Here is a 14,023-nt window from a genome sequence, read left to right on the forward strand (position 1 = left end):
CTCGAGGGCATACCCTCAATTTCACGGATTGCCGTTTAACCGCTGCGGGGACTGTCTTGTATTTATTTGAAAATCTTAAAGAAATAGCCAGTTCCTACCTGCCACCCGAGCAGGTTGAGAAGCTCAGGCAAGCCTATGTGGTAGCCCGTGATGCTCACCAGGGACAGATGCGTTCCAGTGGTGAACCCTACATCACTCATCCCGTTGCCGTGGCCCGCATCCTGGGCGACATGCGCCTCGATCATGAGACTCTGATGGCTGCCGTGCTGCACGACGTCATCGAAGATACCCCTGTCACCAAGGACGATCTTGCCGAGCAGTTTGGCAACGCCGTCGCCGAGCTGGTCTCCGGTGTCTCCAAGCTCGACAAGCTGAAGTTCCGCGATCGCAAGGAAGCCCAGGTCGAGAACTTCCGCAAGATGATGATGGCCATGACCCAGGACATCCGGGTCATCCTGATCAAGCTGGCCGACCGCACTCACAACATGCGTACCCTCGGCTCCTTGCGACCGGACAAGCGCCGCCGCATCGCCCGGGAAACCCTCGAGATTTTCGCCCCCATCGCCAACCGCCTCGGTATTCACACCATGAAGAACGAGCTGGAAGAGCTCGGTTTCGAGGCGCTCTACCCCATGCGCTCCCGGGTACTGCGGGAATCGGTGCGCCGCGCCCGTGGCAACCGGCGCGAGATCATCGACTCCATCCAGAGCGAGATTGAGGGGCGTCTGCGGGAAGCCGGTATCGATGCCCAGGTGAGCGGACGCGAGAAGAACCTGTTCTCCATCTACAACAAGATGGAGAAGAAAGAACTGCAATTCCACGAAGTGATGGATATCTATGCTTTCAGAGTGAGAGTGAAAGACATAGACACCTGCTACCGGGTGCTTGGGCAGATGCACAGCCTCTACAAGCCGCGCCCCGGTCGCTTCAAGGACTACATTGCCATCCCCAAGACCAACGGCTACCAGTCCCTGCACACCTCCCTGGTGGGCCCCCACGGGGTACCGGTGGAGGTGCAGATCCGCACCGAGTTCATGGACCAGATGGCCGACAAGGGCGTCGCCGCCCACTGGGCCTACAAGCAGGATGGGGACAGCTCGGGCACCACGGCCCAGATCCGCGCCCAGCGCTGGATGCAGAGCCTGCTGGAGCTGCAACAGAGCGCCGGCAGCTCCTTCGAGTTCATCGAGGGGGTCAAGACCGACCTCTTCCCCGACGAGATCTACGTCTTCACACCGGAGGGCCGCATCATGGAGCTGCCCGCCGGCGCCACCCCGGTGGACTTCGCCTACACGGTGCACACAGACATCGGTCATGCCTGCGTCGGTTCCCGGGTCGACCGCCACCCCTATCCGCTGAGCAGCCCGCTGCACTCCGGTCAGACGGTGGAGATCATCACGGCCCCCGGCGCCCGCCCGAACGCGGCCTGGCTCAACTTCGTGGTGACCACCAAGGCGCGCTCCAAGATACGTCAGTTCCTCAAGAATCTGCGCACCGAGGAGTCCGTGGTGCTGGGCCGCCGCCTGCTCAACCATGCCCTCGGCGCCAAGAACATCGAAGACATCCCGGAAGCCCGCGTCAAGCAGGTGCTGGCCGACACCAAACACGAGAACCTGCAGGGGCTGCTGGCCGACGTGGGCCTTGGCAACGCCATGAGCGTCATGGTGGCACGCCGCATGCTCGGGGATGAGCTGCCGCCGGAAGAGCAACCCAAATCCACCAGCAAAAAGATGCCGATCAAGGGGGCCGACGGCATGCTGGTCACCTTCGCCAACTGCTGCCGCCCCATCCCAGGGGATGCCATCATCGCCCACATCAGCCCGGGCAAAGGACTGGTGATCCACCAGGAGTCCTGCCGCAACATCAAGGGCTATAGCCGCGAACCGGACAAATACCTGCCGGTGCAGTGGGAGGTGGACAAGGAGCAGGAGCAGGAATTCCGCACCGGCATCAGCATCGAGATCGTCAATCACCAGGGCGCCCTGGCGGAGCTGGCCAACGTGATTGCCGCCACCGGCGCCAACATCCACGCCATCAGCACTGAGGAGAAAGATGGCCGGGTCTATGTGGTCACCCTGCTCATCACCACCAAGAGCCGGATCCACCTCGCCAACATCATGCGCAAGATCCGGGTCATGCCCAACGTGCTCAGGGTGAGCCGACAGAAAAACTGAACACAGGCGGCGCAAGCCGCCTGCTGCTTTTCAAGAGATACCCAGGGCCCCATGCCGCAGGCCACCAGCCTTGTTGCATGCACCGGCCTCACGACATAGAAACCGACATGACTCCTGAACGCTTCAAACGCATTTCCGACATGCTGGCCCAGCGCCAGCTCGACCTGACCGTCTGCATGGAAGAGGTTCATAAACCTCACAACCTGGCCGCCATCGTGCGCACCGCCGATGCCATCGGCATCCACCGGGTGCACGCGGTCTGGCCCAAAAGCTGGATCCACAAGCGCAAGGGCACCGCCCGCGGCAGCCAGAACTGGGTGGACGTGAAGCTGCACCCGGACATCGGCAGTGCGGTGGCCGAACTCAAAGCTTCCGGCATGCAGATCCTGGCGACCCACCTCTCCGACAGCTCCGTGGACTTTCGTGCCATCGACTACACCAGACCCACCGCCATCCTGGTGGGCCAGGAGAAGCACGGCATCGGCGAAGAGGCGCTGGCCCTGGCCGATCACCATATCGTCATCCCCATGGTAGGTATGGTGCAGTCCCTCAATGTCTCGGTGGCCGCCGCCGCCATCCTCTACGAGGCCCAGCGCCAGCGCGAACTGGCCGGCTGTTATCAGCGCGGCTGTCCACTCAGCCTGGAAGAGCAGAACACCATCTTGTTCGAGGGGGGCTATCCCGTCTATGCCCAGCTCTGCAAGGAGAAAGAGATGCCCTACCCCCAGCTCGGTCCGGCCGGCGAGATCCTGGCGGACGAACGCTGGTGGCAGCAGATGCAGCTGACGCGCAAAGGATGGGCCGCACAACAGGAAGAAGATGAATGGCAGGATCAGTGATGGAAAATCCGTTCGGCAGCTGGCTAGAATCCCAGGTCATACGGGATCATCTGACCAACCCCAATATCGAGGCCGGGGAGTACAGCTATTACTCCGGTTACTACCACGGCAAGCCGTTCGAGGATCATTGCGTGCGCTACCTGCTCGGCGATGGCTCGACGCGGGAGTCCTGGGACAGTGGCCAGTGGGGAAAGGAAGTTGACCGCCTGATCATCGGCAAGTTCTGCTCCATCGCCTCCGGCGCCACCTTCATGCTGGCGGGCAACCAGGGTCACCGGATGGACTGGGCTTCCACCTTCCCCTTCGATGCTGCCCGCTTCGGTGACGGCGTGCAGGACGGTTTTCTGCGCAAGGGAGACACCCGGATCGGCAACGATGTCTGGATCGGCTCGGAAGCCATGATCATGCCCGGCATCACCATCGGCGATGGCGCCGTCATCGCCACCCGGGCCGTGGTCACCCGGGATGTGGCCCCCTACACGATAGTGGGCGGCAACCCGGCCAGGCCGATCCGCCCCCGTTTTGACGAGGAGCAGGTCGCCATGCTGCAAGCCATGCAGTGGTGGGACTGGCCGCTGCCCCGCCTGCAAGCCGCCATGCCCCTGCTCTGCTCGAATGATATCACTGCGCTCTACCACCACTGGCGCGAGGAGCTTGCCCGATGAAACCTGCCTCCCTTTCCCTGCTGGCCCTGACCCTGTTTTCTGCCGGAGCCCTTGCCGTGAGCAATCCTTACCAGCTAACCACTGAAGCCGACGTCCCCGCCCTCTATCAGCAGACCCTGCCCGACTTCTGGCGCCAGCATGCCGTCGAGGGGGAGTTCAAGGGCAAGGACGGGGTCACCCTCCGCTATGCCGCCCTGCGCCAACCCAAGATCGATCGCGCCATCCTCATCGTCAACGGCCGGGTCGAGAGCTACCTCAAGTATCAGGAGCTGGCCTGGGATCTCTGGCGCCAGGGTTACAGCCTCTACCTCATCGATCATCGCGGCCAGGGAATGTCAGACCGCATGCTGGCCGACAAAGAGAAGGGGTATGTCGACCAGTTCGACGACTATGTCGCCGATCTCAAACAGTTTCATGACGAAGTGATTGTACCGGACAAGCCTGCCAAGCTGTTCCTGCTGGCCCACTCCATGGGGGGGGCCATCTCGGCCCGCTATCTGGAACGCTGGCCGAACGACATCCAGGCGGCGGTGCTCTCCTCCCCCATGATGGGCATCAACCTCGGTGGCCTGCCCAAGTGGCTGGCCAAGGGGTTGGCGGCCACCATCGGCACGGTCGGCGGCTGGGTGGGCGAGCCCCCCTACGGCCCGGGTCAGGGACCCTATGAGGATCACGGCTTTGCCGACAACGAGCTGACCCACAGCACGGCGCGTTATCAGGCCTTCCGCCAGATCTACGAACAGCATCCCCAGGTCAGGCTGGGGGGCGCCACCGCCCACTGGATCCATCAGGCCATCACAGGATCGGACGCGGCCGTAGCCGACGCCGGCGCCATCAAGACGCCGCTGCTGCTGCTGCAGGCCGGCGAGGACAGCGTGGTGGACAACGCCGCCCAGGAGGCCTTCTGCGCCAAGGCCCAATGTGAAGGGGGCAAGCCGCTGCGCATCGACGGGGCCTGGCACGAGCTCTTCATCGAGGCGGATCCCCAGCGTCAGGTCGCGCTCAATGCAACCCTGGCCTTCTTTGCGCGCTACTGACGCGACCAGAAGGGGCTGGTTATTTTTTGGATCCCTAAATAAATGGGGTGACGGCAGACGCTGGGGTACACTCCCCCGGCGTTCAATTGAAGTCGAGGTAATGATGTTCAAGGTAGTTGTGTCCGATCTCGATGGTACCCTGCTCAACGGGCAGCACCAGATCTCCTCCCGCACCCGGGATACCCTGCACCGTCTGGTCGATCAGGGCGTCAAATTCGTGGTCGCCACCGGCCGTCACCATGTGGATGTGCGCAGCATACGCGATGCACTGGGGCTGGATATCTACCTCATTACCTCCAACGGCGCCGTGGTACACGACAAGCAGGATCAGCTGGTCTACAACCAGGCGCTGCCGAGCACGGTGGCGGCCGAGCTGATCGCCATGGAACGCGACCCGTCCATCCACATCAACGTCTACTACGGCGACGAGTGGCTGGTGGAAGAAGAGCTGCCCTGGTTGCTGCAGTTCCATCACGACTCCGGCTTCAGCTACCGCCTGGCGGATCTGGCCAACCACCCGAAGGACAGGGTCAACAAAGTGTTCTACATCGGCGACCACGACAAGCTGCTGAAGATAGAGGCGCACCTCAACCAGAAATATGGTGATCGGATCAACGTCACGTTCTCCCTGCCTGACTGCCTCGAGGTGATGCACGCCGGCGTGCACAAGGGCAATGCCGTGCGCGCCGTGCTGGAGCAGCACGGGCTGGAGATGTCCCAGGCCGTGGCCTTTGGCGATGGCATGAACGACTTCGAGATGCTGAGCATGGTGGGCCGTGGCGTGGTCATGGGCAACGCCCACGATCGCCTCAAACAGGCCCTGCCAGAGCACGAACAGACCCTCACTTCCGATGAAGATGGCGTTGCTGTCTATCTGGAGAAACTGTTCGCCTCCCAGACCCGCTGATAAGGCATCCCCATCGCGGATCGAAAAAGGGTGGCCCATGTGGCCACCCTTTTTGTTTCTCGCTCTCTTGTCACCACGCCAGAGCTGGGCGCACCAGACGGTTCAACAGCGTGCCGGATGGCGTCCACTCAAAGCTCTGGTTGGCGCCGCCATAGCATTCGGCGAGGCGCAGGGGGACGGCCGGCTTGTGACGGCGACCCGCCACATCCAGGCACAGTGACACCTGCCGATTGAACAGACGATCCCCCTGCCACAGCCATTGATGGCTCTCCTCCCGGCACGCCTCCATCCCCAGACCATCCTCCCCTTTGGCGACCAGGCAATCCCCGGCCAGTTGCAGGGCACCGACATCCCAGCTGAATGACTGGTTCGATTGCTGATCGCAGGGCTGAGTCAGCAGACGGCCCTGCTCGCTCAGGGTCACGCAGAAGCCACCACTGGTCACCAAGGTGGCCTCGAGTTCGGCCTTTGGCTTGGGGGCGGCGCCCATCAGAAGATCTTCCGGTTTTGGCTGCAGGGCGCAGCCACCCAGCAGCAGTGCGGCCATGGCCAGCACGGAGAGTTGAAGAGAAGTGATATGGTGATGCATAGGCCTTGTATCTGGTCCGTGCCCGAGCGTCCCCTGTCTCGCGGCTCCGGGCCCCAGCATAGCGAACTCGTGGCGAACAGGCGCCTGAAGAAGTGTAAAAAGACGTGACAGGAAAAAGCGGAAGAGAAACGCCAAAAAGCAAAAACCCCGCCTGAGCGGGGTTTTCAAATGTGGTCGGTGATAAAGGATTCGAACCTTTGACCCTCTGGTCCCAAACCAGATGCGCTACCGGGCTGCGCTAATCACCGAGGGGGTATTCCAAAAACACAAAGATGACCATCTGGTCATCCTCGTCATACAGCAAGTATGGTGCGAAGAGAGGGACTCGAACCCTCACACCCGGGGGGCACTAACACCTGAAGCTAGCGCGTCTACCAATTCCGCCACCTTCGCGTACCTGACAAGCTGTAAAATGGGGTGGCTGATGGGGCTCGAACCCACGACAACCGGAATCACAATCCGGGACTCTACCAACTGAGCTACAGCCACCACAGCTGTTTTCGTTCTTCAACACGCCCGTTTAACCGGCGCACTTTTGATGGTGCGCCCGACAGGATTCGAACCTGTGACCTCTGCCTCCGGAGGGCAGCGCTCTATCCAGCTGAGCTACGGGCGCTACGCTGTCGAACGGGGCGCATTATTGATGATGATGCCGACCTTGTCTACTCTTTTTTTGACACAAAGAATCAAGTGCCTGTTTTTCAATCACTTCCGACCCTTTTCAACTATTTTTGTTTTGTTCAGGCTGGATCCAGCAATTCCCCACTACTTTTTGAATCCCTCACCCCATAGGGTCAAAGATGATGGGCAATGCTTGACTTGCCTTTGCGCCCACCTAGAATGAATGAACGTTCATTCAGTCGTTGACCTCTGATAACCATGGATAAGAAAGAACGCATTTTCGAAGCAGCTCACGAGATCCTCGGCGAGCAGGGCTTCTACGGCCTTTCCATTGCCGTGGTCGCCAAGAAAGCCAAGGTGGCGGCAGGCACCATCTATCGCTATTTCAGCGACAAGGATGACCTGATCCGCCAGCTCTATCAGCACACTATCCTCAAGTTTCATCCCCTGGTCATGGAAGGTGTGCAGATAGAAGAGGTGTCCTATGAGCAGTATCGGCGCCTCTGGCTCAACATCGATGCCATCTTCACCAGCTACCCCAATGCACTCAAGTGCAAATTGCAGTACGAAAGTTCTCCATTGGGGGCTGAATTGGAGCGGGATCCGGTCATAATGGCGACGTGGGCGCCACTTGAGCGCTTCTTTGAGCAAGGACGCCAACAGGGACTCTTCATCGATCTCCCCATTCTGGTGTTGCAAGCATTGAGTCTGGATTGCGTGGCCAACCTGGCACAGCAGCGCCGGGTTCACGATTTCGAATTGACGCAGGAACAGCTGGAGACGGTCATCCGGGCCAGCTGGAATGCCATTTTAAACCCTAATGTTTCCATCACAGGAGCCTGTTCATGAAAAAGTGGATGGCCATCATGTTGCTGATAGCACTCGCCCTGTTTGGCAGTGTCATCGGCTTCAATATGTTCAAGCAGAAGAAGATTGCAGAGTTCATGGCCAATCGGCCCGAGCCCGAGTTCCCGGTCACCGCCATGGTCACCAAGGCGCAGGACTGGGTCCCCACCATTGAAGCCATCGGCTTCATCGAGCCGAACCAGGGGGTCACCCTCTCCAGCGAGCTGTCAGGCACCATCGACAGCATCCGGTTCGAATCGGGGGCACATGTCAAAGCGGATCAACTGCTGCTGAGCCTGGACTCCAGTGTGGAAAAAGCCAATCTGAACTCCTCCCAGGCCAGGCTGCCGGCAGCCAGGGCCAAGTTCGAGCGCTACAAGAACCTCTATCAGAAGAACTCCATCTCCCGGGACCAGCTGGATGATGCCGAGGCAAGCTACCGCTCCCTGGAGGCGGACATCGACAGTCTGAAGGCCACCATCGCCCGTCGTGAGGTGCGAGCCCCCTTCAGCGGCGCCGTGGGCCTGCGCAACGTCTTCCTCGGCCAGTATCTGGAACCGGGTACCCAGATTGTGCGCCTCGAAGACACCAGCGTGATGCGCCTGCGCTTCACCGTGCCCCAGACCGACATCTCCAAAATCACCCTGGGACAGACCATCAAAATCAACGTGGATGCCTATCCCCAGACCCAGTTTGACGGCCAGATCACGGCCATCGAGCCCGCGGTCAACTATCAGAGCGGCCTGATCCAGGTGCAGGCAGACATTCCGAACAACGACGGCCAGCTCCGTTCCGGCATGTTCGCCCGCGCCAGCATCATACTGCCCACGGTGAAAGACCAGATCGTGATCCCGCAGTCCGCCATCTCCTTCACCCTCTATGGCGAGAACGTCTACGTCATTCACGAGGCTGACGGCGTGAAACGCGCCAAGCAGGTGGTGGTCAAGGCAGGTGAGCGTCGCGGCAACGATGTCCATGTGCTGTCCGGCATCAAGGCTGGCGATCAAATCGTGCTGTCGGGTCAGGTTCGCCTGAGCAACGATACCAAGGTGCACGTGGTCGAGAACGATGCCCTTGCCGTTCCGGCACAAACCCCGATGCTGTAAGCGCGGAGAGCTGCGATGCGATTTACTGACATATTCATAAAACGGCCTGTGCTGGCGATCTCGCTCAGCTTCCTGATAGCCCTGCTGGGCTTCCAGGCCATCTTCAAGATGCAGGTGCGTGAATACCCCGAGGTGATCAACACCGTCATCACGGTCAACACCAGCTACTATGGCGCCAGTGCGGACCTGATCCAGGGCTTCATCACCCAGCCCCTGGAGCAGGCGGTCGCCCAGGCCGACAACATCGACTTCATGACCTCCTCGAGCCAGCTGGGCAGTTCCACGGTGACGGCGTACATGAAGCTCAACACCGATCCGAACGCCGCACTGTCCGACATCCTGGCCAAGGTCAACTCGGTGCGTTCCCAGTTGCCCAAAGAGGCGGAAGACCCTTCGGTCACCTCCTCCACCGGCTCCACCACGGCGGTGCTCTACATGGGCTTCACCAGCCCGGAGCTCAACTCCAGCCAGATCACCGACTACCTGGAGCGGGTCATCAAGCCCCAGCTGTTTACCGTGGGCGGGGTCTCCAAGGTGGATCTGTATGGCGGGGTCGAATTCGCCCTGCGGGTGTGGCTGGATCCGGCCAAGATGGCCGCCTTTGACCTGACCTCAAGCGACGTGATGACGGTGCTCAACAGCAACAACTATCAGTCCGCGACCGGCCAGGCCACCGGCTATTTCACCCTGTTCAACGGCAACGCCGAGACCCAGGTCGGCAACATCGAAGAGCTCAAGCGTCTGGTGGTCGCCACCCGCGACAGCAAGGTGATCCGTCTCTCCGACATCGCCAAGGTCTCCCTGGAGAAGAGCCACGACATCTATCGCGCCAGCGCCAACGGCCGCGAGGCCGTAGTTCTGGCCATCAACGCAGCCCCGACAGCCAACCCCATCAACATCGCCCACGATGTGCTGGAGCTGCTGCCGAGCCTGAAGCGCAACATGCCGAGCACCATGCAGGTGAACGTCCTGTATGACTCCACCATCGCCATCAACGAATCCATCCACGAGGTCATCAAGACCATACTGGAGGCGGCCGCCATCGTACTGGTGGTGATCACCCTGTTCCTCGGTTCGTTCCGGGCGGTCATCATCCCCATCATCACCATTCCCCTGAGCCTCATCGGCGTGGTGATGATGATGGACATGTTCGGCTTCTCCATAAACCTCATGACCCTGCTGGCGATGGTGCTGGCCATCGGTCTGGTGGTGGATGACGCCATCGTGGTGCTGGAGAACGTCGACCGTCACATCAAGGAAGGGGAAGAGCCGTTCCGGGCCGCCATCATAGGTACCCGGGAGATCGCCGTGCCCGTCATCGCCATGACGGTCACCCTGGCGGCGGTGTATGCGCCCATCGCCCTGATGGGGGGCATCACCGGCTCCCTGTTCAAGGAGTTCGCGCTGACCCTGGCGGGCGCCGTGTTCGTCTCGGGCATCATCGCCCTGACCCTGTCGCCCATGATGTGCGCCAAGATGCTCAGGGCCAACGAGGAGCCCGGCAAGTTCGAGCGTACCGTGCACGATCTGCTGGACCGGATGACGGCCCGCTACGACGCCATGCTCCATGCGGTGATGCAAAAGCGCATCGTGGTCATCCTGTTTGCCGTCATCGTGTTCGCCAGCCTGCCGCTGCTGTTCAAGTTCATTCCGAGCGAGCTGGCCCCGTCCGAGGACAAAGGCGTCATGGCGGTGCTGGGGACGGCACCTTCCAACGCCAACCTGGACTACATCGAAAACACCATGGCGGACGTGAACAAAGTCCTGGACGACCAGCCGGAGATCGCTTACTCCCAGGTCTTCTCAGGGGTGTTCAACTCCAATCAGGCGTTCGGTATCGCCTCCATGGTGCCCTGGAGCCAGCGTGAAGCGAGCCAGAAAGAGGTGCTGGATCGGGTTGCCGGTCTGGTGAAGGACATCCCCGGGATGGCCATCACCACCTTCCAGTTCCCGGAACTGCCGGGGGCCTCGAGCGGTCTGCCCATCCAGTTCGTCATCACCACCCCGAACAGCTTCGAGAGCCTGTTCCTGATCGCGGGTGAGATGCTGGCGGCAACCCAGGCCAACGGCCAGTTCGTCTATTCGGATCTCGATCTGAACTACGACTCGGCCACCATGAAGATCAGCATCGACAAGGACAAGGCGGGTGCCTACGGCATCACCATGCAGGACATCGGCATCACCATGGGCACCATGATGGCGGACGGTTACGTCAACCGTATCGACCTGGATGGCCGCTCCTACGAGGTGATCCCGCAGGTGGAGCGCAAGTTCCGTCTCAACCCCGAGTCCATCAAGGGCTACTACGTGCGTGCCGCCGACGGCAAGTCGATCCCGCTGGGCAGCCTGATCAAGATTGAAGTGAAGGGAGAGCCCCGTGCCCTGCCCCACTTCAACCAGCTGAACTCCGCCACCATCGGCGCCGTGCCGGCACCGGGCGTGGCCATGGGGGATGCGATCAACTGGTTCAAGGCGACCGCGGAAGAGAAGCTGCCCCAAGGCTATCGTTACGACTTCATGGGGGAAGCCCGCCAGTTCGTGACCGAAGGGAATGCGCTCTACGCCACCTTCGCCCTGGCCCTGGCCATCATCTTCCTGGTGCTGGCGATCCAGTTCGAATCCGTGCGTGACCCGCTGGTCATCATGGTGTCGGTGCCGCTGGCCATCAGTGGCGCGCTGATCGCCCTGGCGTGGGGCATGGCCACCATGAACATCTACTCCCAGGTCGGTCTCATCACCCTCGTCGGTCTGATTACCAAGCACGGTATTCTGATCTGCGAGGTGGCGAAGGAGGAGCAGCTGCTCCATGGTCTGAACCGAATGCAAGCCGTAATGCAGGCTGCCAAGGTCCGTCTGCGCCCCATCCTGATGACCACGGCGGCGATGATCGCAGGCCTCATCCCGCTGCTCTATGCCTCGGGTGCGGGGGCGGCACAGCGCTTCAGCATCGGCATCGTCATCGTGGCGGGTCTGGCCATCGGCACCCTGTTCACCCTGTTCGTGCTGCCGGTCATCTACACCTTCCTGGCATCCGAACACAAGCCGCTGCCGGAATTCGACGAATCCATCCCGGCAAAAGCCAAGGGTGGTCACTGATCCCAGCCCACACAAAAAAGGCCCCGAAAGGGGCCTTATTTTTATCCATTGGATGACACACGACATAAGTCCATGAAGCAGTTAAACTAAACCGCACTCAATCCAGACCGCAAGGACGCCATGTCAGGAATCTTCTCCAAGGCCGTCGGCCTTAACGGACTCTCTTATCGTCTGCTTTCCTACATTCTGATCTGCAGTACGGTGCTGGCACTGCTCATCACCGTGCTTCAGCTCGCCTGGGACTACAACAAGGATGTGACCGTCATCGAGGCCAGCATCGGCCAGATCGAGGCCTCCTTCCTGCAACCCATCTCGGCCAGTCTCTGGAATCTGGATGAAGAGCAGGTGAAGGTGCAGATCGAGGGCATCATGAACCTGCCCAACATGCAGTTCGTCATGGTCAAGGAGATGCTGGGCAATTCGGAAGTGCCCCTGCTCACCCAGGGGGTGGAGCAGCCCCAATACGACATCTCCCGCGAGTTCACCCTGAGCTATCAGGGGGAAGTGGTCGGCAAGCTGTTCGTCGCCGCCTCCCTGGAGCAGGTCTACCAGCGCCTCATCGAGAAATCCGTGCTGATCCTGGTCAGCCAGACCATCAAGACCCTGGTCGTCTCGTTCTGCATCCTGGTCATCATCTACTATCTGGTGATCCGTCATATCAACCGCATCGTCAGCTATGCCCAGAAACTGAGCCTGGATCGCCTCGCGGTGGAGCTGACCCTGGAAGGTCGCCCCCTGCCCCGCAAGTCCCCTGATGAATTCGATACCCTGGCCGCCACCCTCAACCAGATGCGCACCCGGCTGAACGACGAGTTCACGGCCCGCCATCAGGCCGCCGATCAGCTCCAGCAGGAGCGGGACTTCTCCGCCACCCTGATCAACTCCGCCAACATGGTCATCTGCTGCATGGAGCCGGATCTCAACATCGCCAGCATCAACCCGGCGGCCATCCTGCTCACCGGCTATCACCACCAGGAGCTGTTGCAGCACAACTGGCTGGATCTCTTCGTCAGCAAGGAGCAGCGTGACGAGCTGGCCGCCACCCTGGCCGATCAGGGCGCTCTGGAGGACAGGGAGATCACCATGCACGACCAGCAGGGCAACGAGCTGGTACTGCAGTGGACCTTCGCTCCCTTCTACGAGGGGCCTAACCTCAAGTACCTGATTGGCTTTGGCTATGACATCACCCCCCTCAAAAAGGTCGAGCGGGAGATCACCCTGTTCAACGAGCAGCTGGAAGGCAAGGTGGCTGAACGCACCCGCAGCCTGAGCGATGCCAACGACCAGCTGGGCAAGGCCTATGACGATCTCAAGCAGGCCCAGCAGACCCTGGTGGAGTCGGAAAAGATGGCCTCCCTCGGTTCCCTTGTTGCCGGCGTGGCCCACGAGATCAACACCCCCATCGGCATCAGCGTCACCGCCTCCTCCTACCTGCAGGAGCGGGTGGCCGACTTCAAGCAGCATATCGAGGCCAAGCAGCTCTCCCGCACCTACCTCAACGAATTCACCCAGAATCTCGACGAGTCGATGCAACTGCTGCAAGGCAACCTGAGACGCGCCTCAGAGCTCATCGCCAGCTTCAAGCAGGTGGCAGTGGATCAGTCCTCCGAGGCCCGATACAACTTCAGCCTCGCCGACAACCTGCATCAGGTGGTGGTCTCCCTCGGTTACAAGCTCAAGAAGGCCCAGTGCGAGGTGGACATCCAGTGCGATCCCAAGCTGAGCATCTACTCCTTCCCGGGCAGCTTCACCCAGATCTATTCCAACCTGATCCTCAACTCCATCCATCACGGTTTCGATGGCTGGGACAGGCCTAGAAAGATCACCATCCAGGTGGCGCAGCAGGGAGACGAGCTGGTCATCGACTACAGTGACAACGGCCGCGGCATCCCCCCGGAGATACTGCCGCGCATCTTCGATCCCTTCGTCACCTCCAAGCGGGGCCAGGGTGGCAGCGGGCTCGGCACCCATATCATCTACAACCTGGTGGTCCAGCTGCTGCGCGGCCGCATCCACTGCGCCAGCGAACCGGGCCAGGGCGCCCAGTTCCACATTCGCCTGCCCATCCAGCAGAACTGAGCACCGGCTCTTGTGGGCCGGCCGCTTTGTCCCCATCATGCTGTGACTGCATTCTTAACGAGCG

Annotated in this window: 10 protein-coding genes and 4 tRNA genes; 9 read left to right on the forward strand and 5 right to left on the reverse strand. The window is 60.7% G+C overall.

The annotated features are described in order from the left end of the window. The first annotated feature begins 56 nt into the window (after positions 1 to 56). The 5 genes from spoT to AB5Y51_RS16225 all read left to right on the forward strand — a co-directional run bounded on the left by spoT (position 57) and on the right by AB5Y51_RS16225 (position 5,622). Positions 57 to 2,174 (forward strand): bifunctional GTP diphosphokinase/guanosine-3',5'-bis pyrophosphate 3'-pyrophosphohydrolase, encoded by a 2,118-nt coding sequence (gene spoT, locus AB5Y51_RS16205; protein ID WP_039040667.1) that lies wholly within the window; start codon positions 57 to 59, stop codon positions 2,172 to 2,174. Between the two features lie 107 nt (positions 2,175 to 2,281). Further along, positions 2,282 to 3,013 (forward strand): tRNA (guanosine(18)-2'-O)-methyltransferase TrmH, encoded by a 732-nt coding sequence (gene trmH, locus AB5Y51_RS16210; protein WP_319862713.1) that lies wholly within the window; start codon positions 2,282 to 2,284, stop codon positions 3,011 to 3,013. Beyond that, positions 3,013 to 3,678, forward strand: a complete 666-nt coding sequence (locus AB5Y51_RS16215; protein ID WP_103261049.1) for a CatB-related O-acetyltransferase — start codon at positions 3,013 to 3,015, stop codon at positions 3,676 to 3,678. Before trmH ends, AB5Y51_RS16215 begins: the two co-directional genes overlap by 1 nt. Continuing rightward, positions 3,675 to 4,715, forward strand: a complete 1,041-nt coding sequence (locus AB5Y51_RS16220) for an alpha/beta fold hydrolase (RefSeq protein WP_368178741.1) — start codon at positions 3,675 to 3,677, stop codon at positions 4,713 to 4,715. Before AB5Y51_RS16215 ends, AB5Y51_RS16220 begins: the two co-directional genes overlap by 4 nt. Before the next feature lie 103 nt (positions 4,716 to 4,818). Next, the gene (locus tag AB5Y51_RS16225; protein WP_041215797.1) at positions 4,819 to 5,622 is read left to right on the forward strand and encodes a Cof-type HAD-IIB family hydrolase; all 804 of its coding nucleotides are present in this window, start codon (positions 4,819 to 4,821) and stop codon (positions 5,620 to 5,622) included. A gap of 70 nt (positions 5,623 to 5,692) precedes the next feature. Here the strand turns inward: AB5Y51_RS16225 and AB5Y51_RS16230 are convergent, their stop codons facing one another. From AB5Y51_RS16230 to AB5Y51_RS16250, 5 genes are all read right to left on the reverse strand, one after another. After that, the gene (locus AB5Y51_RS16230) at positions 5,693 to 6,211 is read right to left on the reverse strand and encodes an RICIN domain-containing protein (protein WP_041214197.1); all 519 of its coding nucleotides are present in this window, start codon (positions 6,209 to 6,211) and stop codon (positions 5,693 to 5,695) included. Between the two features lie 171 nt (positions 6,212 to 6,382). After that, positions 6,383 to 6,459: transfer RNA gene (locus tag AB5Y51_RS16235), tRNA-Pro, on the reverse strand. A 59-nt stretch (positions 6,460 to 6,518) separates the two neighbouring features. Continuing rightward, positions 6,519 to 6,604: transfer RNA gene (locus AB5Y51_RS16240), tRNA-Leu, on the reverse strand. 20 nt (positions 6,605 to 6,624) lie between these two features. Next, positions 6,625 to 6,700: transfer RNA gene (locus AB5Y51_RS16245), tRNA-His, on the reverse strand. 50 nt (positions 6,701 to 6,750) lie between these two features. Then, positions 6,751 to 6,827 (reverse strand) — tRNA-Arg (locus AB5Y51_RS16250). A gap of 263 nt (positions 6,828 to 7,090) precedes the next feature. Between AB5Y51_RS16250 and AB5Y51_RS16255 the strand changes: the two genes are divergently transcribed. From AB5Y51_RS16255 to AB5Y51_RS16270, 4 genes are all read left to right on the forward strand, one after another. Continuing rightward, positions 7,091 to 7,681 (forward strand): TetR/AcrR family transcriptional regulator, encoded by a 591-nt coding sequence (locus AB5Y51_RS16255; RefSeq protein ID WP_042016162.1) that lies wholly within the window; start codon positions 7,091 to 7,093, stop codon positions 7,679 to 7,681. After that, the gene (locus AB5Y51_RS16260; protein WP_039040661.1) at positions 7,678 to 8,784 is read left to right on the forward strand and encodes an efflux RND transporter periplasmic adaptor subunit; all 1,107 of its coding nucleotides are present in this window, start codon (positions 7,678 to 7,680) and stop codon (positions 8,782 to 8,784) included. Before AB5Y51_RS16255 ends, AB5Y51_RS16260 begins: the two co-directional genes overlap by 4 nt. A 15-nt stretch (positions 8,785 to 8,799) precedes the next feature. Beyond that, positions 8,800 to 11,880 (forward strand): multidrug efflux RND transporter permease subunit, encoded by a 3,081-nt coding sequence (locus tag AB5Y51_RS16265; protein ID WP_039040660.1) that lies wholly within the window; start codon positions 8,800 to 8,802, stop codon positions 11,878 to 11,880. A gap of 120 nt (positions 11,881 to 12,000) precedes the next feature. Then, the gene (locus AB5Y51_RS16270) at positions 12,001 to 13,959 is read left to right on the forward strand and encodes an ATP-binding protein (protein ID WP_010672308.1); all 1,959 of its coding nucleotides are present in this window, start codon (positions 12,001 to 12,003) and stop codon (positions 13,957 to 13,959) included. The last annotated feature ends 64 nt before the right edge of the window (positions 13,960 to 14,023 follow it).

It is taken from the genome of Aeromonas sp. R7-1, from assembly GCF_040908115.1.
Taxonomy (GTDB): Bacteria; Pseudomonadota; Gammaproteobacteria; order Enterobacterales; family Aeromonadaceae; genus Aeromonas; species Aeromonas caviae.

What these genes read in the sequence shown, in the direction of transcription:
- AB5Y51_RS16225 (WP_041215797.1), top strand. Translation starts at nt 4,819, where the DNA reads ATGTTCAAGGTAGTTGTGTCCGATCTCGATGGTACCCTGCTCAACGGG.
- AB5Y51_RS16215 (WP_103261049.1), top strand. Translation starts at nt 3,013, where the DNA reads ATGGAAAATCCGTTCGGCAGCTGGCTAGAATCCCAGGTCATACGGGAT.
- AB5Y51_RS16265 (WP_039040660.1), top strand. Translation starts at nt 8,800, where the DNA reads ATGCGATTTACTGACATATTCATAAAACGGCCTGTGCTGGCGATCTCG.
- trmH (WP_319862713.1), top strand. Translation starts at nt 2,282, where the DNA reads ATGACTCCTGAACGCTTCAAACGCATTTCCGACATGCTGGCCCAGCGC.
- AB5Y51_RS16255 (WP_042016162.1), top strand. Translation starts at nt 7,091, where the DNA reads ATGGATAAGAAAGAACGCATTTTCGAAGCAGCTCACGAGATCCTCGGC.
- AB5Y51_RS16230 (WP_041214197.1), bottom strand. Translation starts at nt 6,211, where the DNA reads ATGCATCACCATATCACTTCTCTTCAACTCTCCGTGCTGGCCATGGCC.
- AB5Y51_RS16270 (WP_010672308.1), top strand. Translation starts at nt 12,001, where the DNA reads ATGTCAGGAATCTTCTCCAAGGCCGTCGGCCTTAACGGACTCTCTTAT.
- AB5Y51_RS16260 (WP_039040661.1), top strand. Translation starts at nt 7,678, where the DNA reads ATGAAAAAGTGGATGGCCATCATGTTGCTGATAGCACTCGCCCTGTTT.
- AB5Y51_RS16220 (WP_368178741.1), top strand. Translation starts at nt 3,675, where the DNA reads ATGAAACCTGCCTCCCTTTCCCTGCTGGCCCTGACCCTGTTTTCTGCC.